We start from the raw sequence: 24,754 nt of genomic DNA, 5'->3' as shown, positions 1-24,754 counted from the left end.
TCAAATAATAAGTTTGATATCAAAACAGAGGCAATATCGCCTCTGTTTTTGTTAGTTAGTGTAGATTTAATTTATTGTGTCTAAAACTTAACGCGATAGCCAATATTAAAGGCAATATCGGTGCTGTTATCCATATTGAAATAGTTTTCAACAATAGAGAATTCTATTGCACTGGTATCTAAATAGTAACGGTAGCCGAGTAATATTTCGTTCGAGGCTTTTGAAAAATCATTTTCGGTTTCGAGTAAGCCCTGATAGTGATGTAATTCAAGTAACCAGCCATGGCGACCCGTTAAATATTCATAACCGAGATTGACGGAATAAGCATGATTATCGTAGCTTATCCCCGAAAGAACCTCATTACCCTGCCTAAAACTAACAGCTGCGGTAGAATGAACATGATGTTTTTCATAACGAAAGCTGTAATTAAGCTGTAACGCTTGTTCAAAGCTTTCATCTTCAAAGGGGCCTGAGTCGACATAGTTATAATATAGGCTGCCTCCTAAAGATAAGCCCTGATATTGGTTTTCAAACAATTGGTAGCCAACATAAAGTATGACGACATTATTGAGGTTTTCGCCTGAAATATCTTGTTGATTAACGGCATCTTTAGAAAATATTTGATTTTGATGTTTAGCGGCATCTTCACGACCATTTTGACTAAAACCAAATGCATCATGAAACCACATAGTTACTGAGTCTAAGTGATTATCGCCACTAAAACGCCAGTGATAACTGGTATCTATCATCCATTTATCATTGACTTGCCAAGTCAGTCCTCCTTCAAGGGTGTTGTGATAGTAATCGGCAAAATAGTCATCGGTTTCAGCCCAAACACTGGCTGCACTTGCGGATAAGTGCAGCTCTTTTTGACCTTCAGGTAACGAAAACCCTGATCTTAACATCGGTGTTAAACTGCCTGCTTGGGCCGGTGATTGCGCATAGCTGCGTAAAGGACCATAGTCACTAAAATCGACGGCAGTTGCCAAGACATTCTGGGTAAACAGTAACGAAAGCGTGAGAACTGATTTCAAGTGTGAAAATGGCATAGCATAAATATCCGTCTAGATGATGAGTCAGCTAGATTTGATAGGTTGAAGAAACTTAGCATTATCAAGCGAGATTAATGGAGAATATTAAGATGAATGTTAACCTTTATCGCCATGTTAGCATCTTGTTTACATGTTAAATCAGCAAATAGCTGAGTAATACTAAGGCTAGCCAAAATGCTCGCCCAATCATTGGTAATAAATAATATAAGATAATTAACGTACTTGTAATTAACAATATTGTCGTTGGCTTACGAAAATACGCAGCATTTAATGTAGGTAACTTCATTTTTTCTCTAACATATTGATGATGCGAAAAATAACTAAACACTGAATAGGATGAGCACAATAGGTAGATATCTTATAAAAACGTAGCTTGTGTGAATATTCAGTTTTTTTGAGAGGCTAATATAACGTCGTAGGATTGGGGTGTAAATGTTATGAGACGCTAAATAGGATTCAAAAACAGGAACTGAAAATCCCTATTTTTGTTAGAGATAAATAATCCTACTTATTCCGAAAAATACTGTGGTAAGTCATCGGAAATATTAAACTGCTTAACTGTAAGGTTATTAATGTGAGTGTGGAAATATTGATTTTACCCATAAAAAACGCCGGATTTCCGGCGATTTTTATGGTGTTAAGCAAAAGTCTTAGTTTATCGGCCTAGGGCCAATCATCACTGTTCCAGCGATATAGCCAAGTAGCGGCGACAGGTTTTTCATCTTTACGCAATTGAATGCGCAATTCTGCCACATTGGTACTTTCAGGCTCAAACGTAATGAAGATCCGAGCACCATTAATTTCAGGGTGAGCTACTATCCGAGATGAGAGAATTTTACCCTTACTGATACTGGCATCAATTGTAATTTTTTCAATATCTTGTGGCTTGATATTGCTGTAGTCGATAAGGAGTTCTTTGCCTTTGGCCTGTTTTTGTCCCTTAGAGCTACGAATTACCCGTGCTTTGTTTGTAAAACTTGGGCTGTCATTAGACGCTGTAATGCGGTAGGAATAGCGATAGGGCTCAGCCTGCTTTAATCCCCCCTGAGGTTCCCAATAGGCGACGATATTATCATTGGTTTCGGCGCTTGATGGAATTTCAAGCAGTATTAATTGCCCTTTACCCCAATCGTTTAATGGTTCAATCCATGCAGAAGGACGTTGTTGGTAGTTCGCACCAAGATCTTGATAGTAGTCGAAGTTACGATGGCGTTGGATTAAACCAAAACCCTTAATATCTTCGTCACCAAAGGCACTGATTTGCAGTTTGTTTGGATTATTGAGTGGTCGCCATAAACGCTCACCGTTACCTCGATCAATTTGTAATCCTTCAGAGTTATGCACTGCAGGACGATAATCGGGTTTGTCAGGCGTATCTAAACCACCATAAAGAAACATGGAGGTCAGTGGTGCTAGGCCAACGTGGGCGATATCTCGGCGCGGAAAGAGGGTGACATCGACATCAACACGTGTCGGTGCTCCAGGATAAATACCAAAGCGATAGGCACCTGTAACACTCTGACTATCTAGCAATGCGTGTACCACAATCGCTGTTTGATATTTAGAGGGCCGCTCTATCCAAAAACGTTTAAATAAGGGATATTCTTCACCTTTAAGTTGGGCAACATCAATGGCTAACCCGCGGTTTGATAATCCATAGGTTTGGCCCTTGGATAATGCACGAAAATAGCTTGCCCCTTGAAACATAATGAACTCGTCTTTGACTTCATCGTCATTGATAGGGTAATGAAGTCGAACGCCTGCATATTGTCCTACCTGCGTGAGCAATTTCTCAATGGTATCATTGGGCACACTAAAGGAAGATTCTGTTAACTCGATAGGAAAAGCTCGGCTGTTTTCAACGACATCAATATCCACCAAATTTTTGTATAAAAAACCGGGCGCAAAAAGTTGCACTGAAAACTTAGTGGGTGTTCCGCCCCAAATCGCAGCGTTTTCTTGATAATTGATCTTGCCATAAGTGGCGTAATCTAAGTCGATCAGTTCCTTCGGAGCCTTTCTAGCTTCTTTGAAGGGTTTTTGAGCCAGTTGCTGTGCTAACTCAACGACGGTGTCATGGGAGAATGCCTTAGCTTTTTTATCATCGCTTGCATTGGCGGCATAGGCGGGGGCTAAACTACTGATGCTCATTATGCCGGCCAGTATAGACCCAAAAAAAAGTGTTAATTTGGTCTTTTTATGACCGTTCATCGGGGTTGAATGGTTCAATGTTGAATGCAGTCGCAAAATGAAAACTCCTCACTTGGATGGACCAAGGGTAAAAAAATACTCCTGTGCCTTGGTCATAACTCCCTAATTTTAAATAACTTAGAAAATTTGTTTCAGAATGTAGCTAGGGGTAAATGCAAAAATTAATCTTGTTTATCAAGGTGTTCGACAACGAAATTAGTGCAGATACTTAAGTGGTGCAAGTTTTTTCTCCTGCGGGAGATATGCCGATCCTTGCATGATGAAAGGATATTGATAGCGGGCAAGGTCAATAAATCAGTCTAGTTTTTGTCGCGTTCAACTCTTAAAGGAGCGGCATTTGCATGTTAAGTGGTTAGCTTAGTGTGAATGTTACCCTATTTACCACGATGAATGCCGCTAACGAGATCTTATTTTAGCAAATGAGATAAATCGCTACCTACGGGAATAGGGAGCTCCTGCTGTTCGCCACAGAATAAATAGGCAGGATTATCACCCAACATTGATAAAGTGTCTCCCTGTCGCCATAGCGCACTGCCTTCAACAATGCCAATGACGGGCGTGTTCGGATCGACACGGGTAAATTCGAGTAATCGCTGAGCCCGAGTTTCACCGTTATGTCCTGGAGCACGGTAGTTTGAATAATGTGGATTTACCTGAAAAGGCACTATGTTTAGGGCCGCGAATGATGGCGGTTCAATGATCGGCATATCGTTAGTTGTACGAATGCTTAATCCAGATACATTTGACCCTGCGCTCCAACCAATGTAAGGCTTACCGCTAAGGACTTCATTACGAATAAGCTGCACAAGATCGTACTTATACAACTCATGCAAAAGATGAAAAGTGTTGCCGCCACCAATTAAAATACCGTCGGCATCTTTAATCGCTTGGCGCGGATCAGGGTGTTGATGAATACCACTAATATCGAGTTTAAGCTCACTGAGTCCCGTCACTACAGAGGCTAAGTAGGTGTCGTAGCTCATGCTTACCCCTGCATAAGGAATAAAAATCCATTTTTGTGCGTGAGCGGTGAGTGGTTTGATAAAAGGCAGCGCATGGGAAAGATAAGGCGTGTCACCAACACGTGAACTGCTTAGCAGTAGGGCATTAACGGTCATTTTTTATCCTTAAATCTCAGAATGTGCAGGCATGTTAACAAAGTTTAATTACGATAAACATAGATAAACACACATGAATTTGGCTGTAACACTGACAGCGCCTAGATTTAAGTTTGGCTTAATAGACTGTCCCTAGACTCACGAGCCATGAAAGGCTGTGTCTAAATTGAGAGAAAAATAAGCGATTAGAAAAACTCTTACCTTTACCCCTTGAATTTCGATTAATTGGACATATTATGTCTTTGAACAAAATAAATGGCACCTTTGTGCCGTAAAGGAGCTGATATGAAGCGTATATTTTTATTGATTGCGACTAACCTAGCCGTGTTGCTAGTAGCCTCAATTGTAATGTCTATTCTAGGCGTGAATACGTCTACTATGGGTGGACTCTTAGTGTTCGCTGCGATTTTTGGATTCGGCGGAGCCTTCATCAGCTTAGCGATTTCAAAATGGATGGCGAAAAAGACCATGGGTTGTGAAGTAATCACCACCCCACGTGATAGCACTGAGCGTTGGTTAGTGGAGACGGTTGCCCGCCAAGCCCAGCAAGCTGGGATTAAAATGCCAGAAGTGGCAATTTACCAATCGCCGGAGATGAATGCATTTGCAACTGGCCCAAGTAAGGACAACTCATTAGTTGCCGTGAGTACAGGTCTGTTGTATGGCATGAGTCAAGACGAAGTCGAAGGCGTACTTGCCCACGAAGTAAGCCACGTCGCTAACGGCGATATGGTCACTTTGACCTTAATTCAAGGCGTGGTGAACACCTTTGTAATCTTCGCGGCGCGTGTTGTTGCAGGCATCATCAACAACTTCGTCTCGAGCAATGATGAAGAAGGCGAAGGTTTGGGCATGTTTGCTTATATGGCAGTGGTATTTGTTCTTGATATGTTGTTTGGTATTTTGGCATCAATTATCGTGGCTTACTTCTCACGTATTCGTGAATACCGTGCCGACGAAGGTGCAGCTCGCTTAGCGGGCAAGCATAAGATGATTGCAGCACTTGAGCGTTTACGCCAAGGCCCAGAAAGCTCAGCAATGCCAGCACAAATGTCTGCTTTTGGTATTAACGGCAAGCGTTCAATGGCTGAGTTAATGATGAGCCATCCACCTCTAGAGAAGCGTATTGCGGCTTTACAAACTCGTTAATTGAGTCCAAACGTTCACCAAAAGGAGACCTAGGGTCTCCTTTTTTATTAGGGCTTTTCTTTTGCTGATGATTAAGCTAGGGAGGCTTTTAGTTGTAATTGGTAGGTTGTGACAATGTAAAACTCTTATATAAGCATGTGGTTACATGATGCAGCGCACATTTTACCCTTGAGTATATTGATAAAGTTACTTTGCATAAGATTGTGTTGCTTATTACTCAATCCTTAGCTAAGTTAAATCGAGTCGTGCTATTTACATTGGTTGCAAGATGGAAGTCACCCCTGACAAGAATTTCCACTGTCAATCACCATTGGAGGATACAATTGTGAGCAAAAAACTATTAAGTGTGCTTTTCGGGGCAAGTCTTGCAGCGCTAGCGCTGTCGCCAACCGCATTTGCCGCGGATCAAAAATTATCTGACTTCCACGCTGAATCTGGTGGTTGTGAAAGCTGTCATAAAGATGGTACGCCATCTGCTGATGGTGCCTATGAGTTTGAACAATGCCAAAGCTGCCATGGTAAGCTTTCTGAAATGGACGCAGTACATAAGCCACACGATGGCAATTTAGTCTGTGCTGACTGCCATGCGCCACACGATATGAACGTAGGTCAAAAACCTACCTGTGAAAGCTGCCACGACGATGGCCGTACTCCGGCATCTATTCTGAAGAAGTAAGTTTGACTTCAGATTGAGCTTGATAAAAACGCCAGCAAATGCTGGCGTTTTTTATGCTCATTGAGTTGACCTCATTCGTCCTTCGGTTGTCCTTGAATAAGCTTTTTGCCTGAAAACATGGCTGAGATAATGCCAGGTTGGCGTTTGACTTCGGTGTAGATTACGGCAAAAACATGCAGCATGATCAACAGTATCAATAAATACACTGCATACACATGTACCTCTCCTACAAGACCTTTTATGGGTTTTATCACGTTAGCTTTATCGGTATCGACGCCCGTAGCATCGTAGGGTTGTAGGCTACTCGGATCAACATTGGTGGCCGCAAGGTACTGTTGGACTGCACTTCCCAGGGGTGGATAGTAAATATCGGTACCGGCGCGGATCAGCCCAGTAATCATAATTGTGACTAATAAGAGCATGATAGCGAGTACGGCGAATTTCCCCTTAGGATTGTGGCCTAGATACTGGGGATTTTTACCCGCGGCAAGTTCTGCTTTATAGGTTTGTAACTCGGCCTTGCTATTGGCATTGGGGAACATATGGCTAAAGCGGGCGTATTTATTGCCCATAAAACCCCACACTAAGCGGATCAGTAAATTAATCGCAAAGCCATAGCCAATGATGACGTGCAGGGTCTTAAGCCCGATTTTACCGGAGAGTTCGGTTATACCTAAGTCGCTGCGAAACATCATTATACCGCCCACGATAAGCAGGGAGAGTACGAGGATGACATTAATCCAGTGGAACAGACGCGTAGGTCTGTCCCAGACGGGGTAGGATTGTATTTCAATAGGGCTTGGTTGCTGGCTGGACATGGTATTTCCTTATGTTTTGTATTGATTTGATCTTACGCCTTTCTGTTAAAAATAGCGCATTATTTTCAGTTTAAATTAAGCCTTCTGCTTGACAATGATTTGTCCTAAAGTTGTAGAAGTTTTTGATTTGCGTACGGTAAATATTTTTTACGTAAGTCTTTTGAATCTGTTTTATCTAATGCTAATATCGTGTGCACGATAGACTTGGAAGTCTATTGAACGGATGTTGAAGTGGTATTGAGAGATGTTTCTCCTCTCAAAATAAATAATCGTTAACCAGACAGGGAGTGAGCAGGATGTTCAAAATATTACATTGGATTGTAGTGTCAAGATCGCAAGTTCTGATGGAATTGCTTGCAGGCCGCTGGCCGCAGGAGTTTCTGGTGAAGCTGTCGCAAGTCAGTCCAGATGAAATGTGCGATCAAATCAAAGATAACCAAGCCTCTATGGTGGTGATTGACCTTTCCACCGTCGATCTTCAAAAAGCCTATCAATTTCAACGCTTGCTTGCCCGTGAACACCCGAGTGTGCGAGTCGTCTACATTCAATTCCCTAAACAGGTTGATGCCCGTTTTTTAATGCAAGCCTCGACTACGGCAGGGGTGTTTTATCTGGATGCAGGACTGACTGAAATCAGCCTTGGCTTGTCTAACATCCTGCGTGGACACAGAGTGATCCCCATCCAATTGGTGAATGGGGTAAATGATGACTTTGGATTGTTCGAAGACACTGAGCCATTAACCATCCGTGAGCGCGAAGTGTTACAAGCCCTGCTGTCTGGTAGCACTAACCTCGATATCGCGAATCAATTATTTGTGAGTGAGAGCACCATTAAGACTCACTTGTACCGTGTGTTCCGTAAGATTGGTGTGTCAAGCCGTGGGCAAGCCATTGCATGGGCGCAAACCTACTTACACGATGTGGTGGTGTAACGCGTTGTTGATGGGGCCGCGAAGCCAATATTCAATTGAACAACTTAAGAATCAAATAAAAAGGGGCAATCGTCGATACGATTGCCCCTTTTGTGCTTTATGGGTTAAGGACTATTGCATTAAAAACTAATGCATTAAAAATTAGTGCATTAAAGGCTAATAGATTAAAGATCAACGACCTAACCAAGCCTGCAGTTTGTCTTTATCTGTGATACTTAAGGCAACCGTATCCTTAGGCGCCTCTGCAATAATCAGTTCTCCCGTCATCAATTCATCGCGTCTAAACCAATGCAGGCTTAAGCGTTGTCCGATTGGGTATTGCTGAAGCTGAGCTTCAAATTGGGCTGTTACCTGTAGATTATCCGCCGCAATTAAGATATCTCCGGCACTTAAGCCTGCAAGGTGCGCAGGGCTACCTTGGGCGACAGTCGTCACTTTAAGGCCCATTGGCGCAGCTTGCGTTTTAGCGCCAAAGGCAATCTCATACCCTTTGGCCGTACCACCGCCGACATCCTGCGCACCATTGCTCGCGCGTAAGGTCAACTCAACCCCAAACTCGGCAAGTAGCGGTGCCAGTGGGATATCGTCGGTATTGTCTAAAAAGGCGAAGAGATGTTGGCAATCGCGCCCCAGTAAGCGTTCAACAATCCTTTGATGGCATTCATCAGTGGTACCACGATTTTGCAGGGCATATTCTTGCCACAGAATGGTCATTAGATCATCGAGATTGTGTTTACTCTTAGTTTCGCTTCTTAGGGTTAAATCGAGATACAAGGCAAACAGGGCGCCCTTAGTGTAATAACTGATAATGGCGTTTTGGGCGTTTTCATCCTGTTTGTAGAACTTAGTCCAAGCGTTAAAGCTCGAGTCCTTAATGCTTTGTTTAAAGCGGCCTTGACTGCGATACACCCTTGTAAAGGTTTCGCTCAGCATATCTAAGTAGCTTTGTTCATCCACTAAGCCTGCGCGATAAGTAAGGAAATCATCATAATAGGAGGTGATGCCCTCATAGGCCCACAGCTGCGGCGTATAGGTTTCCGCCTCGAGTTGATAGGGCAAGAAGCATTCCGGCTTGATGCGCTTAACGTTCCAGCTGTGGAAATATTCATGGCTGCAGAGCGATAAATAAGTGCGGTAGTCGTTATTTATCGGCGCATCCATCGACAGCGGTAAATCTTTGCGTGAGCACATGAGTGCTGTCGATGCCCTATGTTCCAAACCACCAAAGCCATTGTCGAGTACTGTCGTCATAAACAGATAACGCTCAAAGGGCGCTGGCGTGCCAAACAGCTTGATTTGATACTCGCAAATCGCCTTTAAATCTTGGCAGAGTCTAGGCATATGGGCGCGGTGGCGACCGTTTAACACGATATCGTGTCTTACGCCGCAGGCTTCAAAACTGGCGTGGGTGAATAGCCCCATCTCAACTGGATGATCGATAAGTTCGTCATAGCTTTGCGCGCAAAACTCACCAAAGGCAAATTCATCACCGCTGTTGCGTGTCATGCTGGTGGCAAGGCGCCATTCATTTAGGCTCGGCTCGGTCGGCGCCGCCATAGTCACTGTGTGTAAGCCTGCCTCAAAGCCGTGGGCGGCTAAAAATACACTGCTGCCGTTAAAGAAACCGTGGGTCATATCCAGATGCGCAGTGCGTACCGACAGGTCCCAAGCATAAACTTGATAGGTTAAGATCAGTTGCGTGGACTGATGTTCGACCGACCAGGTTTGTTTATCCAGTTGAGTGAGGTGGAGCGCCTCACCATTATCGCCAGTGGCTTTAAGATCGATAATATTCTTGGCAAAATCCCGCACCATATAACTGCCGGGAAGCCAAGCGGGCAGGCTAAAAACTTGCTTAGGGTGGGGCTTTTGTACCGTCATGGTAACGGCGAACAAGTGCGCCTTGGGATCGATGGGAATGATGTGATAGTGGATCATAATTTATCCTGTAAAACCGCTGCGTTTTAATGGGCGTCATGCTGCCAAAAATACGCACAACAGGCAAATGAAACGCAAAATATCTGGAGACACAAAGTGTTGAATTGCTAGTATACTATCCCAATTAACCCAAGGAGGACTCCCCATGGCCGAAGAAACCATTTTCAGCAAAATTATCCGCCGCGAAATTCCCGCCGACATTCTGTATCAAGACGAGCTGGTGACCGCCTTTAGAGACATCTCGCCAAAGGCGCCAACCCATATTCTGATTGTGCCGAATCATTTGATCCCAACCGCAAATGATATGAAAGCCTCGGATGAACCGGCACTCGGCCGGATGATGACTGTGGCGGCTAAACTGGCTGCAGAGGCGGGGATTGCCAAAGACGGTTATCGTTTGATCATGAACTGCAATAAACATGGCGGACAGGAAGTGTACCATATCCACATTCATCTCGTCGGCGGAGAGCCACTGGGACCCATGTTGAGCCAAGGTCAATGAAGGTAAATCCTGAGTTTTTCCCGCTGACTCAAATGGCGCAGCGGTTTGTCGATCAGCTCGCCCAGTGCCGTCGCTTAGGGTTAACCGTGCTCGAAGCCAGTGAGCACCATGTACTGATTGAGTTGCCCTATAGCACTGAGTTAATTGGTTATCCCGATACTGGCGTTATCCACGGCGGGGTGATCACCACCCTGATGGACACCGCCTGTGGCAGCGCGGTGGTGAGTGCGATTTTTCAAAAATATCAATCCTTAGAGATTTCGCCCACCCTCGACTTACGGGTCGATTATATGAAGCCCGCGCAGCCCCATAAACCGGTTTATGGCTTTGCCGAGTGCTATAAATTGTCATCCAATATCGCCTTTACCCGCGCTATCGCCTATCAGGACAGCATTGATGATCCTATCGCCCATGCGGTGGGCTCCTTTATGCGTATCAGCCCAGAAATGGTCGGCGATGCCTTTAGACAAGCCTTGATGGGAGAAGCCGTACCGTCTTTAGGAGAGACAGATGAACTCAAATAAGCCGGCCGAGCCGAAAACCCTCGATGTGCAGGGAATTGTAAAACGCGCTACCGAGTTGAACGACTTTGGTCATCTGCTCGAACATGTCCCTTATGCTAAGTTTATTGGCATGAAGGTCGAGCGCTTTGGCGATGAGCTGATTTTCAAACTCCCCGCTAAGGATGACAATATCGGTAATCCCATCCTGCCCGCGATTCATGGTGGGGTAATTGCTGGTTTTATGGAAATGTCAGCCATAGTGCAATTAATGGTGTTTATGCAAACGGCAAAAGTGCCAAAAGTAGTCGATTTCTCAATTGATTACCTACGTGCGGGCCTGCATAAAGACAGTTTTGCCGAATGTCGTATCACCCGTCAGGGGCGGCGAGTCGCCAATGTGAATATTAATTGTTGGCAAACCAATCGTAAGCAGTTGATCGCTACCGCAAGGGCGCACTTTTTAATTGATTAATAATTGTCTTGAGTTGGACTGGAAATCGCGTTAAGCCTAAGTTCAGCTCGAGTCGATTAGTGTCATTGCCCATCCGTTGTTCGGCACCTTGGTTTTTGTGAGTGAGGGAAAACAAAATGAAAGCAATTTACAGTGGATTAATCTTGGCAGCAGCACTGACACTCGGCGCCTGCTCTAATACGGCGGGTATTTCGGTGAACTCACTGGGAGAAACACGCGTCGATAGCAAGAGTTTCGCCCGTGATATCAGTGTCGATGGGGTAGAGGCGCGCCGAGTCGGTGATCTTATCCAAGGTTCGGCCTTGATCGTCAGCAAGTCCTCAAGCGATATGCGAGTGCAATACAAGTTCACTTGGTATGATGCCAGCGGCTTTACTATCGAAGATGAAGCTACCAGTTGGAAATCGGTGAAATTACACGGCAAACAACAGCTGCAAGTATCGGCTGTGGCACCAAATGCCCAAGTGGTAAAATTTGACGTTTATGTGCGCGAGACCCATTCAAACTAGATGGCTGTTGGATTTGTTGAGTTTGTACCGAGTTTTCTGCATTTTTGAGATAAAAGATATTTTAATAAGACTTACTCTATTCGGGAGTGAGTCTTTTTTATTTGCATAAAATACAATGTGTTACGTTGCATTTTGTTACTGAGTTTTATAATGCTAAGTGTAAACGTTGCGATAAATCATCCACTTTTAACAAAAAAGGGGTTAAGCAAGAGAAAATCCGGACTTTAGTCCTAAAAATATTTCGTGTTTGAGCACTACTATCTGCATATTACCACATGAGGATAGACCTATGACGGCTCATATTAATGCACAACCCACTGATTTTGCTGAAACTGTTATTATGCCAGGCGATCCACTGCGGGCGAAATATATCGCTGAAACCTATCTTACCGATGCCGTAGAAGTGACTAACGTTCGCAATATGCTGGGTTACACAGGCTATTATCAAGGACAACGCATTTCGGTGATGGGCCATGGTATGGGTATTTCATCTATGGTGCTCTATGGCCATGAGTTGATTAATTTTTTCGGCGTTAAACGTATTATTCGTATCGGCAGTTTAGGGGCGACCCAACAGCATGTCGAAATGCGCGATGTGATTTTAGCTCAAGCCGCTGGCACAGATTCCCCAACGAATGCTAAACGCAGCAGTGGCTACCAAATGGCGACCTCAGCCACTTTTTCCTTACTGCACAAAGCCTATACCAAAGCCAATGAAAAAGGTATTAGCGTGAAAGTTGGCAACGTATTTAGTGGCGATCTTTACTATGATCCCGACGAAGATATGATCCCGGCGCTTGAGCGTTTCGGGGTGTTAGGTATTGATATGGAAGTGGCAGGACTTTATGGCTTGGCACATCAACAGGGAATTGAATCCTTAGCCATTCTGACCGTGTCGGACCACTGTTTAACTGGTGAAGAAACCACGGCGCAAGAGCGTCAATTATCCTTTAATAATATGATCGAGCTCGCCTTAGAAACCGCGCTTAATTAGGGTTAACGCTATCCTTTGTACCCTTAGCATTTCACTGATGGAATGACAAAATGAATAATAAAATCACCTTAACCGCAATTAGTTTTCTCGCTAATTTTATAATGGCGGGCTTTGCCACTCAATTTGGGATGCTGATTGAACCCATAGCGGATAAATTTGCAGCAAACGTGAATGACGTTGCTTCAATATTCTCCTTGCTTAATGGCGGCGCACTGGCGGGGACTATTGCCGCTTTTTTCTTTATTGAAAAATTGGGTATCAAGCGAATTACCTTAATTAGTTACAGCCTAGTGGCATTGTGTGCTGTCGCGTTACATCTTACCGCTTCGCTACAAGTGGTGATGATAGCCATGACCTTGATTGGTTTTTGCGGCGGTGTGGGGCTATGTATTGCGGGAACGATAGTGGTATCAGTGTGGCAAGAGAAATTACAAAGCACCATGCTCGTCGTGCAAGATGCCACATTTAATATTGCGGGAGTTATTTTTCCTTTAATCACAACTTACGCACTCACAAGTTCATTGTCTTGGAGTTACAGTTACTTAGCCGTAGGTTTAGTCGCGTTAGGAACCGTGATTATTACTTTGTTCACTAATTTTTCGCTATGTGAGCAATCATCGAATACGGAAGATAAGCAACAATCTGAATGGAATTTCGGCATTATTAGCGGTGGCATTGGGTTATTTTTAGGCATGTTGGCGCTGTATACGTTTTTAACCTGGGCCCCTTTATTTGTTAAGCAAAAATTTGATATTCCATTTGAAGACGCGGGCAATATTATTACTCAATATTGGTCAGCTGCACTGATTGGTGCGTTAATTTCGACGCTGATTGTGACTCGGGTAAAAATCCACCATTTTCTAGTCGCAATTATCGGTCTTGCTATGGTCATCACCTTTATGATTGTGACAACTGATAAGCTTAATTGGATCGGTTATTTAACCTATGGTTATGGCTTTGTGTGCGCAGCTCTTTACAACGCATTTATTGCTTATGGTGTGTCTTTTGTTAAAAAGGCGAGCAGTAAAAATGTGTCTTATATTCTGATCAGCGGCAGCACGGGGGCGATGTTTAGTCCCGCCATTAGCTCATTCTTTGAACGTATTATTGGATTGCAAACGGTGATGTATGTTATTCCGCTACTTTATGTTGCGATATTTATCATGCTGATTGTTTCAGGCCGAATGAAACCTGCTGCGGCCTAAAGTCCATTTGCGACGTTAATTGATTTGGCCCACTCTTGCGAATAAATAACCTCGAGAGTGGGCTTTTTTTATTTGGTTATATCGCCGCTTCAACGAATTGTTTAAGGGCATTGAGATCTTTAATCCTTATGCCTTCTTTATTGCGTTCAATCAGGCCACGTTCTTCAAGCAACTGTAGTGCCCGTCGGTAAACGCGATCGGTTGTACCAAATCGCTCCGCTTCTAAATAACGCTTACTAAAGCCATCAACGGGTAAATCATTTAAATATTCGTGGTAAATATCATATGCCACGTTATAGCTGATGGGATACAGCAGGCGCCGGGTAAAAATATCGACGGTGTCTTGGTAGTCAATAGCAATGGCGCTGGCAAAAAATAACGCTAGCTGTGGGTGCTGGCCGAGGGAATGTTGTAGTTTTTCGGCGCTTATGACCATGATTTCTAAGGCTTCATTAGCAATAATATCCAACTGGCAGTGATACTGAGTAAAAAACTCCATTTCACCAAAGAGTTGCGAATCACAATCGATAGTCCCCAATTGAAAACATCGACCATTTCTGGCGGTATGGCCAAGCGACACGCGCCCTTGTTTTACCAACACCAGTGAGGTCATGGCTTCACCTTGTGTCATTAGATGGGCGCCTTTTTTAAGCATTTTAACTTCGCTGATACAGCTGAGTATCACCGCTTCAATAAGGGGATAGTCTTGCTCCCATCGCTGGCTATAACGTCCTTTGGCTAACGGTTTTAGCTGCATTGAGTGTGATCCTCTTATCCTATGTAAAATGGCGGCCTTCTATAACATTATCGTGATAAACGGTCAAATGGGCCAAAGGAGTTGACTGGCGATTTTAGGCATTGGGATTGCGGGCGTTTGGCATAAGATTTTTAACATTGTGTAGAAAGACACGGTTTTAGTGATATTTCAGGATATCGCCGGCACAAGTGTGTCTACTTTATTATTTTCGTCATGTATACTAAGCGCCGCCAAGGGGTGTTTGCCAACATTCGGCAGACTGAGATGTCATCAGACGAACCCTTAGAACCTGATCCGGCTAATACCGGCGTAGGAATGGGCCAATCAACAGCACACTTCTGAATCGCTTATTCGTTGCCGGATCTCAAACATGTATTTGAGGTCCTATGTCTAACAAAAAGTCTAACAACCAATCTTCAATCTTCACGATATCGTTAACTCGTACACCATTAGCGCTGGCCGTCTCTGCGGCGTTAAGTGCGTCGGCATGGGCACAAACTGATGCTATCGACAAACCTGATCCCAATAATGATATGGAAATCATGGTGGTTACGGCGGATTTTCGCAGTGCCAGTCTAGAAAAAATGCCTTCAAGCATTACCGTTATCGATGCCCAGCAAATTCAAGATGAAAGCGCCCAGCACTTTGAAGATGTGATGAACTCCATCGCTAACTTTAACTGGTCAGGTGGTAGTTCACGCCCCAAGTATTTTCAGATCCGTGGCGTGGGTGAGCAGGAGCAATATCAAGGCGCGCCTAACTCATCCGTTGGTTATATTGTTGATGATATTGATTTATCCGGTATCGGCATGGTGTCGAGCATGTACGATCTGCAGCAGGTTGAAGTGTTACGCGGCCCGCAGGGAACCCGTTATGGCGCCAATGCGTTAGCGGGCTTAATTTACCTTAAGAGTAATGACCCAACCGATGTGTTTGAACATGGCGCAGAGGTTTCTTTAGGTAATGATGATCTACAAACCTTTAGCGGTTTTAGCTCTGGTCCCTTAAGCGACTCAGGCAAATTGCTGTACCGTGTGGCACTGCAGCAACATCAGCAAAACGGTTATCGCGATAATCTGTATTTAAATAAAGAAGATACCAATGGCCGCGATGAATTTACTGGCCGCGCGAAATTGCGTTGGTATGCCACCGATGATCTGCAACTGGATTTAACTCTGCTGCATGCCGATTTTGATAACGGTTATGATGTGTGGAGTTTGACCAACGATCCGACAAACACCCTATCTGATCAACCGGGTGTCGATAGCCAGCGCACCACCGGCGCAGGTTTTAAAGCGACATATTCGGGGGCAGAGCAGTTTGAGTTGACCTCGCTGACCTCATTTGCCAATACCGATCATCATTATAGTTACGATGGTGATTGGGCCAATTCTGAGTATTGGGCATCTAAACAATGTGAAGAGGGCGGTAATGTATCGCCTTGTCAGTATGATTACTTTTGGGACAAAACCGGTCAGCGTAAAACCTTATCCCAAGAGTTTCGTTTGAGCTCGACCGACCAAGGCCGTATTTTTGCAGATTCAACGGATTGGTTGCTTGGGGTTTATGCCATGAACCTTAAAGAAGATAACCAACTGTATTCTGAATATAATACTTGGCCAGATGAGGTGTTAGATTCCGAATATGAAGCAACCAATTACGCCGTATTTGGTCAGCTGGATACGGATTTAGGTGCTGACTATGCCTTGTCTATGGGGCTGCGTGTTGAGCGTCGTAATAGTCATTACTCCGACACTAACAATGATAATTTTGACCCGAGTGAAACCATGTGGGGCGGCCATATTGCGCTGAGTAAAGTGCTCAATGAGTCCCACAATGTCTACGCCCGTGTGGCGCGAGGTTACAAGGCTGGTGGTTTTAATATGACCTTGCCAGTCGAACTCAATGATAAAAAAGAGTTTGATACGGAAACCTTATACAACTACGAAATCGGTTTAAAATCCCATTGGTTTGAAGGGCTTATCGATACTAATCTGGCGCTGTTCTATATGGATAGACAGGATCAGCAAGTGGCGGCTTCCCAGCAAGATCCTAATAAGCCACAACGGTTTATTCTCTACACTGAAAATGCGGGTAGCTCAAACAACTACGGTGCCGAGCTGGATGCAACTTGGTATGCCACGGATAATCTCCAGTTTTACTCAAGCCTTGGTTGGTTACAGACTGCTTACGGTAATTACCAATATCAAGATAAATACGGTACTGATGTGGATTTAACGGGGCGCGATCTGGCCCATTCACCGCACTTAACCTATAGCCTAGGCGGCACTTATCGTGCGAATTCGGGTTGGTTTGCCAACTTGAATATGAGTGGTAAGAGCGAGTTTTACTACTCAGACAGTAACGATTCGCGCTCCGAGCCATATACTGTTGTGAATGCGCGTTTAGGTTATGAGGCAAGTGCGTGGTCAGCGTATTTATGGGGCCGCAACCTATTTGATGAAGAATATGGCGTTCGTGGCTTCTATTTTGGTAATGAGCCCGATAATGGCTGGGCGGAAAAACAATATATCCGTTACGGCGATCCACGCCAAATTGGGGTAACACTGAACGTTAAGTTTATGTAGTACCCAAGCTAGCCGCGCTGTGGAGAGATACTTGAAGTGCTATGCTATACCGTTTCACGGTGCGGCTATTTTTATAATAAGTATTTGAAATAAGGATTGAAGATGAAACTGACCGCCGAAATTAGCATGTATCCTTTTAATGAAAACTACCTCGATCCAATTAAATGGTTTATTCATCGTTTAGACAGTTATCCCACGATTCAACGTGTTACCAATGCGATGGCGACCCAAGTGTGCGGCGACTATTCGGACGTGATGGCGATGCTGGCCACCGAAATGCAAGCCGCCCATGAGAAGTGGGGCAAAGCCGTGTTTGTGTGTAAGTTTATTGGTGGCGAGCTAAATTTAGCCCACAGCGAGTAGCGCCTTTAATGAGCTAAGCCACTGCGCGATATCAGTGGTTAAGCTAAGGCTGACTCACACAATTACGGCTCAAGCCTACAGGTTTTTAGAATGCGATTTATCGTGAGAGTAAGGCAATGACAGATTTATGGTTAACGCTAGTCAATAGTGTTAATGCCGCCCTTGGGGAAGTCCATGTGATGACCGCGTGGGAAGCACTTGCTGTGGTATTAGCCATGGCGTATTTGCTACTGGCAATGAAGGCAAGCGTATGGTGCTGGGCCGCGGCATTTACCAGCACTGCCATTTACACTGTGTTGTTTTGGAAAGTAGCATTGCTGATGGAGTCGATGCTGAATATCTATTATATGGGCATGGCACTTTATGGCTATTGGCTTTGGACTCAAGGTGGTGATAAACATCAAGGCGTTAAGGTGACCACTTGGCCGCTGAAAACCCATTTAAAGTTGATTGCAGCTACGGCGCTAGTTTCCCTTGGTATTGGTCATGGTATGGCGACCTTTACTCAAGCTTCTTTTCCTTATCTCGATGCTGCGACCACCTGTTTTGCGGTGATGACCACCTATTTAGTCGCCAAAAAAGTGTTGGAGAACTGGCTGTATTGGGTCGTTATCGATCTGGTGTCGATTTACCTCTACTTGAGTAAAGGCCTTATGCTGACCTCATTATTATTTGTGCTTTATGTGGGGTTAGCTGTTGTGGGCTATTTCCTATGGCGCACCGCACTGGCCGAGAGTCGTCTCAATCTTAATGGCGAACGTGCCGCTAAGTTACTTGGTTAAGTGATGACAAATACTGATATGGACCAACTGCCAACACCTAAGATCTTAACTGCAACATCAGTGGTAAGCCGTTAATGCAGCCGTTATCTGCTGAGGTGTTTGCAAGGCTGGTTCCGATATTACGCCAGGCAGGGCTAAGCCATATCACGCATATCCATGAGTTGGCGGGTGGATTAAGTAATCATAACTATCATATTCAAACACCTGCGGCACAATACGTGTTACGTCTTAATGCCGATGCCGCCGACCGGTTTTGTTCTCGAGAGCAGGAGTTGTTTTATTGGCGTAATCTGGCTAAGGCAAAGCTTGCGCCTGAGCTGATATGGGCCAGTTGCGATCATCGTTACTATGTAAGTGCATTTATCGAATCACAGGAGATTGCCTGTCGAGTTAACGTTTCTCGGACGCCGGATATGCTCGGCGACGGGGCTGATTTTTATCACGCGGTTAACTGGAACGACTTGGAATATCAGTGTAGTGCGGCCGAATTCATCCATGGAGAACTGTGGGTGCAAAGGTGGCTGCAAGCGCATGCTGAAAATCTTGAGTGCGCATTATACGAGACTCCCACGCCTCAGTCTTTCGCCGCAGAGTTCACACCGCTGACATTACTTGAATTCCAGTGCCCAAATTATGCACATTCTCTATTGCAGCAATTATTGCAACAGCTACGCTTGCAATCCGCTGGGCCTTATCACATCAGCGTGACAGAGCAGTGGCAGCAATATCATCAGCAGTTATTAGCCTTTGCTGAAACCGATAAAGGTAGCGCTTGGCAGACGCGGTTGGACTCATTGTTGGGCTTACAACCGCAAATTCATCGTTGGACAAACGCGTTAGCCGATTGTTTGGTGGCGGCGCAATTTTGCCATCGAGACTTAAATCCGCATAATCTGCTGCTAAAGGATAACCGGCTGTATTGTATCGACTTTGAATACGCCACTGCCTCTCATCCTTTATGTGAGCTGGCCGCTGTGCTGGCAACCCACAGATTAACACCAGCGCAGCGGCATATTTTAGTACAGCAATATCTTGCAAAACATCCAGGCCTCACATCCACCGCGATCACGGCGATTCCAGCTGCAATTGAAATGTATTGGGTGTTTGCGCTTTACTGGGCGCTACTGATGGCGGCGCAAACCGATGTAGAGCGTCAGCAGGCGTATCTTGCTTGGTTTGATAGCTTTTGGCCGCTGGTAAGCCAAGACGCTTAAACACATCTTTACGCTTCCACACTTAGTCAAAGATGCTTGCACCCATAATCCTCTGTAAAACCACTTAAGCAAAACAGTTAAGGTCAAACACTGCGTGATGTTTACTGCTATGTTATTGATGCAACTTTTTGTTAACTTGGGTGTCGTAGGATGACAAAGAGAGAAAGGACGCAAATTGATGAAAAAAACCTTGTTGCTGTTGGTATTGGTGTTTGGGGTATCCGCGTGTTCGACTAAGTTTAGTTACCATTTTCTGGATTGGGCTATCGGTTGGGAATTAGATGACTATGTCACTTTAGATAAAACTCAGCAAAAGAGTATGGATCGGCTTATCGAAAAGTTTGTGCGTTGGCATCAATCTGAAGAGCTTGCTCACTATGTGGCGCAGTTAACCGAAGTTGAACATCTCATTCAAACCAATACCTTAACCCCTGCGCTTTGGGCTGAGCATGTCACACTCGCCAAGCGGCATTGGTTTAGGTTATTTGAGTTTGCGCTACCTGACATGTTGCCGATCATCGCATCATTAACGGATTCTCAGGTAAAGCAAATTCTTACCCAGTCTCGAAAAGACGAGCAGGAATTGATTAAGGAATTTGCCGGTAAAACTCCAGAGCAGTTACAACAAGAGGCTGATGAGAATATTATCGAGCAATTCGATGACTGGCTGGGGAGCGTAACGGATGAGCAAAAAGCGCTTATCCATCAATATAATCAACAGCGGCTATCCACCCTAGATATGTGGCTCGACTACCGCCATGAATGGCTGCGCCAATTTGAGGTTGCCCTTGGGCAGCGCAGCGATATTCCGCTGCTGACCGAGCGTTTGACGTTGCTGATGACACAGCCAGACGAGCTTAAATCAGAAAAACACCGCGCTATTTTAAGGCAAAACACCGAGGCCTTTGGGGCGTTATTGCTGGCCATTAATGCTAGTTTGACACCTAAGCAGTCGAAACATTTTTATAAGAAGCTGAACAAGCTTATTCAAGATCTTCGCGAATTAAATCAAGAGGGAATCGAAAAGGCTGTTAAGACTATGAAAGATTAATCCTGGTGACAAGGTCTATTGAGCAACGTCATTTTGTTGAAGATATAGCCCATGTCCCTCGTTTCATTTTATCAAAAATCACTCAATGCTAGCCGTCTGTTTGATGGACTCGCACCCTTAGCCCTTAGGCTCTATCTTGCACCTGTACTGATGCAGGCGGGGTATAACAAACTCGCACATTTTGAAGACACCGTCGCTTGGTTTGCGAATCCCGACTGGGGGCTGGGTCTACCAATGCCGACATTAATGGCTGCGCTGGCGGCGGGCACTGAGTTTTTTGGGGCGATTTTGTTATTACTCGGATTAGCCACGCGACTGATTTCTATCCCGATGATGATCACTATGCTGGTGGCCGCTTTTACCGTGCATTGGCCGAATGGTTGGCTGGCAATTGCCGATGGCAGTTCATGGCTGGCAAATGAGCGGGTGCTCGAGGCGGGTGACAAGCTGGATAAGGCCAAATCCCTGTTGCAGCAATACGGCAATTACGATTGGTTAACCAGTTCAGGTAACTTGGTTGTATTGAATAATGGAATTGAGTTTGCGGTGACCTATTTCATTATGTTGCTGGCACTCTTAAGCCTAGGAGGTGGGCGTTATACCAGTCTTGATTACGTTATCGCTAAGCGTTATGGCGTAAAGTAAGCCGAGCGACGTTGCCTATAAACGCTTTCAATCCCACTTTTACGTGGGATTTTTAGTACCTCTTTAGCCGCAATTTGCTATGCTTGAGCCAATTTATACGCACCCATTTATAAGAATAGGGATAATCACTTGGACGCTATCGAACTTTTACTCACCCGCCAATCTACTCCAAGATTAACCGCGCCAGCACCCAATGAGCATGAGCTTAAAATCATTTTAGATGCGGCGATTCGAGTGCCGGATCATGGCGCGTTAGCGCCGTGGGAATTTATTATTGCCTCGGGCAAGGGTTTAGACACCTTAGCGGATATCTATGTTAATGCCGCCAAAGCCAGCGGCGCCGATGAAGATTTTATCAACAAAGCCAAAGGGATGCCGATGCGTGCGCCCATGGTGATTACGGTTGTAGCGAAAACCCAACAACATCCTAAAGTGCCAGTGCTCGAGCAGCAAATTGCAGCGGGCTGCGCTACGATGGCAATGCAGCAGGCCGCGTTTGCCTTAGGATTAGGCGCAGTGTGGCGCACGGGAGATTTTGCCTTCGATGCCAATGTGAATGCAGCATTAGGCTTAGCGCCAGAGGATCAAATCGTCGGCTTTTTATATGTTGGCACCCCAGCGGTAGCCGCACCGAAAAAACCGCAAAAGGATGGCAGCCAGTACGCCCGTTACCTATAACCTAGTTTATCCCCTCTGAATGGGAGTCCTTAGTATGCAAGTTGCCCAAACCCCAAGATTACTGCTGCGGCAGTTAACGCCCGATGATGCGTCATTTATTTTGGTGCTACTCAACACCCAAGGATTTATCGACAATATCGGCGATAAAGGAGTGCGTAGCTTGCAGGACGCCAAGGATTATATCGCTAATGGGCCTGCTATCAGCTATCGCGAGCATGGTTTTGGGTTATTTGCCGTGGTACTGGCCGAAAATGGTTTTCCGATTGGGATCTGCGGGTTAATTAAAAGACCCACGCTGAAGGATGTGGATTTAGGTTATGCTTTTTTGCCTCAATATTGGGGCAAAGGCTACGCGTTTGAAGCCGCTAGGGCATCACTGGAATTCGGTAAAACCTTAGGGATTGAACGGATTGTCGCGATTGTCAGCCCACATAATCAGGCCTCTAAGTCGCTGTTGAATAAATTAGGCATGTCGTTTGAAACCGAGTTGCAGCTAACGCCTAATGCCCCCCCAGTTGAATTATTTTCCTGATAAATTCGAAGCACTCAAAAAATGAGGCCCCAACATTGGGGGCCTCATTATACGATTAACTAACGTTACTTTTTACTGAAACACTATCGCTGGAATGGATATACGCTCCCGAGTTTCATAATTTGAGTGAGCTCATCTAGCGCGGTGCGTGATTCGATAACTAATTGCGGATCGGCTAAATCCTGGGTCGATAAGCGGTCGCGATAGTGCTTATCTACCCAAGCGTTTAAACGTGCAAATAAAGCATCGTTAAGTAAAGTGTGTTGATTTACTGCGGCAACTTCGCGCTCATTCATGGCTACCCGTAAACGTAAGCAGGCTGGGCCGCCGCCATTTTGCATGCTTTGTTTCACATCGAAATACAGCACTTGTTTGATTGGCGTATTTAAGGTGAGTAGCTCATTTAAATAAGCATAAACAGCGGGGTTTTCTTGGCAGTCGGTTGGGGCAATGATCGCCATCTCTCCTGAGGGGAGAGTGATGATTTGGGTATTAAATAGATAACTTTTCACCGCATCGTTAATCGCCACTTTGGCGGTTGGAACTTCGATAAAATATAACTCGGTATCGAGTTTGCGTTTTATTTCATCCAATTTTGCCTGTGTATTTAAAAATGCTTGCTCGTGGTAAAAAAGCACATTTTGGTTACCCACGGCAATCACATCATTGTGAAATACGCCTTGATCAATCACGTCGGGATTTTGTTGAATAAAAACGCAGTTATCCTCTTCGAGTTGATGCAATCTTGCTATCGCCATCGAGGCCTCGAGGGTTTGTCTTGCCGGATATTTCAGTGGTTTAGGAGCATGAGGATTTGTCGCCTCTTGTCCATAAACAAAGAGTTCAACCCCAGCATGGCCGTATTCCTGACACAGGCGAGTGTGGTTCGCTGCGCCCTCATCACCGAAGCTATTATGCTCAGGTAAATGATTATGGTGATGAAAATAGTGGGGATCATTGAAAGTTGCTGTTAAGATGCGCCCCGTTGTGATGGGCTCGATGCTGCGATGCAACTTATCGACTAGATTAGCGGGCGTGAAATGCAGTTTACCGTCACGGGTGTCGGCACTGGGTGACACGGTAGCCGCATTAGCCGTCCACATGCTTGAAGCACTGCAACAGGCATTAAGTAGTGCAGGCGCGGTTTTAGCGGCTTGTTGTAAAACTTGGGCATCGCTGCCAGAAAAACCAATTCGGCGCAGCGTGTTAAGGTCGGGGCGCTCTTGTGGCGCTAACATGCCTTGGATCATCCCTAAATCAGCGAGTGCTTTGGCTTTTTGCAAACCTTGTTTAGCGGCGGCTTTAGGATTAGAGACTAAAGCGGCGTTGTTGAGTGAGGCCACATTGCCAAAAGACAAACCGGCATAATTGTGGGTTGGCCCAACGAGTCCGTCGAAATTCGCTTCAAAGTGCTTCATTGCATATCCTTGTGATAGGGAAGGTTATTATTTATTCAAATGGTCCCTGAAGCGACCCAGTATACTGAAGGTTTTTGTGGGCACAAGCGCACGGTTTTGTGCTCAAAGCGACTTTTTCGTGATAAATGCATAACTATTTCTTGCTTGCTGGCAAATAATGAAATATTAGTTTTTAATTACGCAATATTATTTTTTTACATTTTTTCAACTTTGATTAAAAAGTGACTCGCTGGTACATATAAAAGAGGGATTAGCTTGAAACTCTCAATGCAACCCTCTATATATGGAGCCAATTTCCACCTTCTTGAGATTTTTTGGCGCAAATCAAACTATGGGTAAATCGCTAGTTATTGTCGAATCACCGGCCAAAGCTAAGACCATTAATAAATATCTTGGCAAAGAATTCATCGTTAAATCGAGCGTAGGTCATATCCGTGATCTGCCTACATCTTCTATATCTGACGGCACAGATAAGGTGAAACCTGCCGCCGAAGTAAAGAAGATGTCGCCAGAAGAAAAGGCGCGATACAAAAAGATGAAAGATCATCAAGCGCTGGTATCGCGTATGGGCGTTAACCCTGAAAAGGGCTGGGCGGCTAAATATCAAATTCTACCGGGTAAAGAGAAAGTGGTTAAAGAGCTGCAAG

25 protein-coding genes and 1 riboswitch are annotated in these 24,754 nt (G+C 44.9%); of the genes, 18 read left to right on the top strand and 7 right to left on the bottom strand.

The features are described 5' to 3' along the window. Positions 1-80: 80 nt before the first annotated feature. The 3 genes from SHEWPOL2_RS07640 to pepE form a co-directional block, all read right to left on the bottom strand. The gene (locus tag SHEWPOL2_RS07640; protein WP_037427482.1) at positions 81-1,049 is read right to left on the bottom strand and encodes a DUF3187 family protein; all 969 of its coding nucleotides are present in this window, start codon (positions 1,047-1,049) and stop codon (positions 81-83) included. A 666-nt stretch (positions 1,050-1,715) separates the two neighbouring features. Then, the gene (locus SHEWPOL2_RS07635) at positions 1,716-3,299 is read right to left on the bottom strand and encodes a glucan biosynthesis protein G (RefSeq protein ID WP_037427480.1); all 1,584 of its coding nucleotides are present in this window, start codon (positions 3,297-3,299) and stop codon (positions 1,716-1,718) included. 371 nt (positions 3,300-3,670) lie between these two features. After that, a complete protein-coding gene (pepE, locus tag SHEWPOL2_RS07630) occupies positions 3,671-4,381 on the bottom strand; it encodes a dipeptidase PepE (protein WP_037427478.1) in 711 nt (236 codons plus the stop codon). 285 nt (positions 4,382-4,666) lie between these two features. On the opposite strand from pepE, the gene htpX reads away from it, so the two are divergent. Then, entirely contained in the window at positions 4,667-5,530 is an 864-nt protein-coding gene (htpX, locus tag SHEWPOL2_RS07625; protein ID WP_037419467.1) for a protease HtpX, read from the top strand. Between the two features lie 325 nt (positions 5,531-5,855). After that, positions 5,856-6,206, top strand: a complete 351-nt coding sequence (locus SHEWPOL2_RS07620) for a cytochrome c3 family protein (protein WP_037419470.1) — start codon at positions 5,856-5,858, stop codon at positions 6,204-6,206. Positions 6,207-6,277: 71 nt separating this feature from the next. On the opposite strand, the gene SHEWPOL2_RS07615 is transcribed toward SHEWPOL2_RS07620, so the two are convergent. Next, positions 6,278-7,024, bottom strand: coding sequence for a cytochrome b/b6 domain-containing protein (locus SHEWPOL2_RS07615; RefSeq protein ID WP_037427475.1), 747 nt, complete (start codon positions 7,022-7,024; stop codon positions 6,278-6,280). 296 nt (positions 7,025-7,320) lie between these two features. On the opposite strand from SHEWPOL2_RS07615, the gene SHEWPOL2_RS07610 reads away from it, so the two are divergent. Continuing rightward, positions 7,321-7,956: a LuxR C-terminal-related transcriptional regulator gene (locus SHEWPOL2_RS07610; RefSeq protein WP_011717426.1), complete on the top strand. Its 636-nt coding sequence runs from the start codon at positions 7,321-7,323 to the stop codon at positions 7,954-7,956. 171 nt (positions 7,957-8,127) lie between these two features. On the opposite strand, the gene SHEWPOL2_RS07605 is transcribed toward SHEWPOL2_RS07610, so the two are convergent. After that, positions 8,128-9,894, bottom strand: coding sequence for a PDZ domain-containing protein (locus tag SHEWPOL2_RS07605; RefSeq protein WP_037427473.1), 1,767 nt, complete (start codon positions 9,892-9,894; stop codon positions 8,128-8,130). Between the two features lie 145 nt (positions 9,895-10,039). On the opposite strand from SHEWPOL2_RS07605, the gene hinT reads away from it, so the two are divergent. The 6 genes from hinT to tsgA all read left to right on the top strand — a co-directional run bounded on the left by hinT (position 10,040) and on the right by tsgA (position 14,079). After that, positions 10,040-10,396 (top strand): purine nucleoside phosphoramidase, encoded by a 357-nt coding sequence (hinT, locus tag SHEWPOL2_RS07600; protein ID WP_011623075.1) that lies wholly within the window; start codon positions 10,040-10,042, stop codon positions 10,394-10,396. Continuing rightward, positions 10,393-10,920 (top strand): PaaI family thioesterase, encoded by a 528-nt coding sequence (locus SHEWPOL2_RS07595; protein WP_037427471.1) that lies wholly within the window; start codon positions 10,393-10,395, stop codon positions 10,918-10,920. Before hinT ends, SHEWPOL2_RS07595 begins: the two co-directional genes overlap by 4 nt. Further along, on the top strand, positions 10,907-11,371 hold the full coding sequence (locus SHEWPOL2_RS07590; RefSeq protein WP_037419481.1) for a PaaI family thioesterase: 465 nt from the start codon (positions 10,907-10,909) through the stop codon (positions 11,369-11,371). Before SHEWPOL2_RS07595 ends, SHEWPOL2_RS07590 begins: the two co-directional genes overlap by 14 nt. Positions 11,372-11,487: 116 nt before the next feature. Further along, positions 11,488-11,880: a YcfL family protein gene (locus SHEWPOL2_RS07585; RefSeq protein ID WP_037427468.1), complete on the top strand. Its 393-nt coding sequence runs from the start codon at positions 11,488-11,490 to the stop codon at positions 11,878-11,880. 289 nt (positions 11,881-12,169) lie between these two features. Next, a complete protein-coding gene (deoD, locus tag SHEWPOL2_RS07580) occupies positions 12,170-12,874 on the top strand; it encodes a purine-nucleoside phosphorylase (protein WP_037427467.1) in 705 nt (234 codons plus the stop codon). Positions 12,875-12,924: 50 nt separating this feature from the next. Then, on the top strand, positions 12,925-14,079 hold the full coding sequence (gene tsgA, locus SHEWPOL2_RS07575) for an MFS transporter TsgA (RefSeq protein WP_037427466.1): 1,155 nt from the start codon (positions 12,925-12,927) through the stop codon (positions 14,077-14,079). Between the two features lie 76 nt (positions 14,080-14,155). Here tsgA and SHEWPOL2_RS07570 read toward each other — a convergent pair whose 3' ends face one another. Further along, positions 14,156-14,836, bottom strand: coding sequence for a Crp/Fnr family transcriptional regulator (locus tag SHEWPOL2_RS07570; protein WP_037427464.1), 681 nt, complete (start codon positions 14,834-14,836; stop codon positions 14,156-14,158). 223 nt (positions 14,837-15,059) lie between these two features. Beyond that, positions 15,060-15,169, top strand: a riboswitch (TPP riboswitch). A 53-nt stretch (positions 15,170-15,222) separates the two neighbouring features. Here SHEWPOL2_RS07570 and SHEWPOL2_RS07565 point away from each other — a divergent pair. The 8 genes from SHEWPOL2_RS07565 to SHEWPOL2_RS07530 all read left to right on the top strand — a co-directional run bounded on the left by SHEWPOL2_RS07565 (position 15,223) and on the right by SHEWPOL2_RS07530 (position 22,689). Then, complete coding sequence (locus tag SHEWPOL2_RS07565; protein WP_037427462.1) at positions 15,223-17,424, top strand: TonB-dependent receptor; 2,202 nt, start codon at positions 15,223-15,225, stop codon at positions 17,422-17,424. A 102-nt stretch (positions 17,425-17,526) separates the two neighbouring features. Then, a complete protein-coding gene (locus SHEWPOL2_RS07560) occupies positions 17,527-17,787 on the top strand; it encodes a hypothetical protein (protein WP_037427460.1) in 261 nt (86 codons plus the stop codon). 116 nt (positions 17,788-17,903) lie between these two features. Continuing rightward, positions 17,904-18,569, top strand: a complete 666-nt coding sequence (gene pnuC / locus SHEWPOL2_RS07555) for a nicotinamide riboside transporter PnuC (RefSeq protein WP_037427459.1) — start codon at positions 17,904-17,906, stop codon at positions 18,567-18,569. Positions 18,570-18,643: 74 nt separating this feature from the next. Next, a complete protein-coding gene (locus SHEWPOL2_RS07550) occupies positions 18,644-19,783 on the top strand; it encodes a phosphotransferase (protein WP_037427456.1) in 1,140 nt (379 codons plus the stop codon). A 178-nt stretch (positions 19,784-19,961) separates the two neighbouring features. After that, the gene (locus tag SHEWPOL2_RS07545; RefSeq protein ID WP_037427454.1) at positions 19,962-20,834 is read left to right on the top strand and encodes a DUF6279 family lipoprotein; all 873 of its coding nucleotides are present in this window, start codon (positions 19,962-19,964) and stop codon (positions 20,832-20,834) included. Between the two features lie 51 nt (positions 20,835-20,885). Beyond that, positions 20,886-21,479 (top strand): DoxX family protein, encoded by a 594-nt coding sequence (locus SHEWPOL2_RS07540; RefSeq protein WP_037427453.1) that lies wholly within the window; start codon positions 20,886-20,888, stop codon positions 21,477-21,479. 129 nt (positions 21,480-21,608) lie between these two features. Then, the gene (locus SHEWPOL2_RS07535) at positions 21,609-22,157 is read left to right on the top strand and encodes an NAD(P)H nitroreductase (RefSeq protein ID WP_037427451.1); all 549 of its coding nucleotides are present in this window, start codon (positions 21,609-21,611) and stop codon (positions 22,155-22,157) included. Positions 22,158-22,191: 34 nt separating this feature from the next. Further along, the gene (locus tag SHEWPOL2_RS07530) at positions 22,192-22,689 is read left to right on the top strand and encodes a GNAT family N-acetyltransferase (protein ID WP_037427450.1); all 498 of its coding nucleotides are present in this window, start codon (positions 22,192-22,194) and stop codon (positions 22,687-22,689) included. Positions 22,690-22,772: 83 nt separating this feature from the next. Here the strand turns inward: SHEWPOL2_RS07530 and astB are convergent, their stop codons facing one another. Further along, positions 22,773-24,107: an N-succinylarginine dihydrolase gene (gene astB, locus SHEWPOL2_RS07525; RefSeq protein WP_037419515.1), complete on the bottom strand. Its 1,335-nt coding sequence runs from the start codon at positions 24,105-24,107 to the stop codon at positions 22,773-22,775. A 331-nt stretch (positions 24,108-24,438) separates the two neighbouring features. Between astB and SHEWPOL2_RS07520 the strand changes: the two genes are divergently transcribed. Next, on the top strand, positions 24,439-24,754 hold a 316-nt coding region (locus SHEWPOL2_RS07520), incomplete at its 3' end, for a toprim domain-containing protein (protein WP_239642748.1).

It is taken from the genome of Shewanella sp. POL2 (assembly GCF_000282755.1).
GTDB lineage: Bacteria > Pseudomonadota > Gammaproteobacteria > Enterobacterales > Shewanellaceae > Shewanella > Shewanella xiamenensis.
The sequence above is the reverse complement of the archived record's forward strand: the minus strand, read 5'-3'. Positions and strand labels throughout refer to the sequence as shown.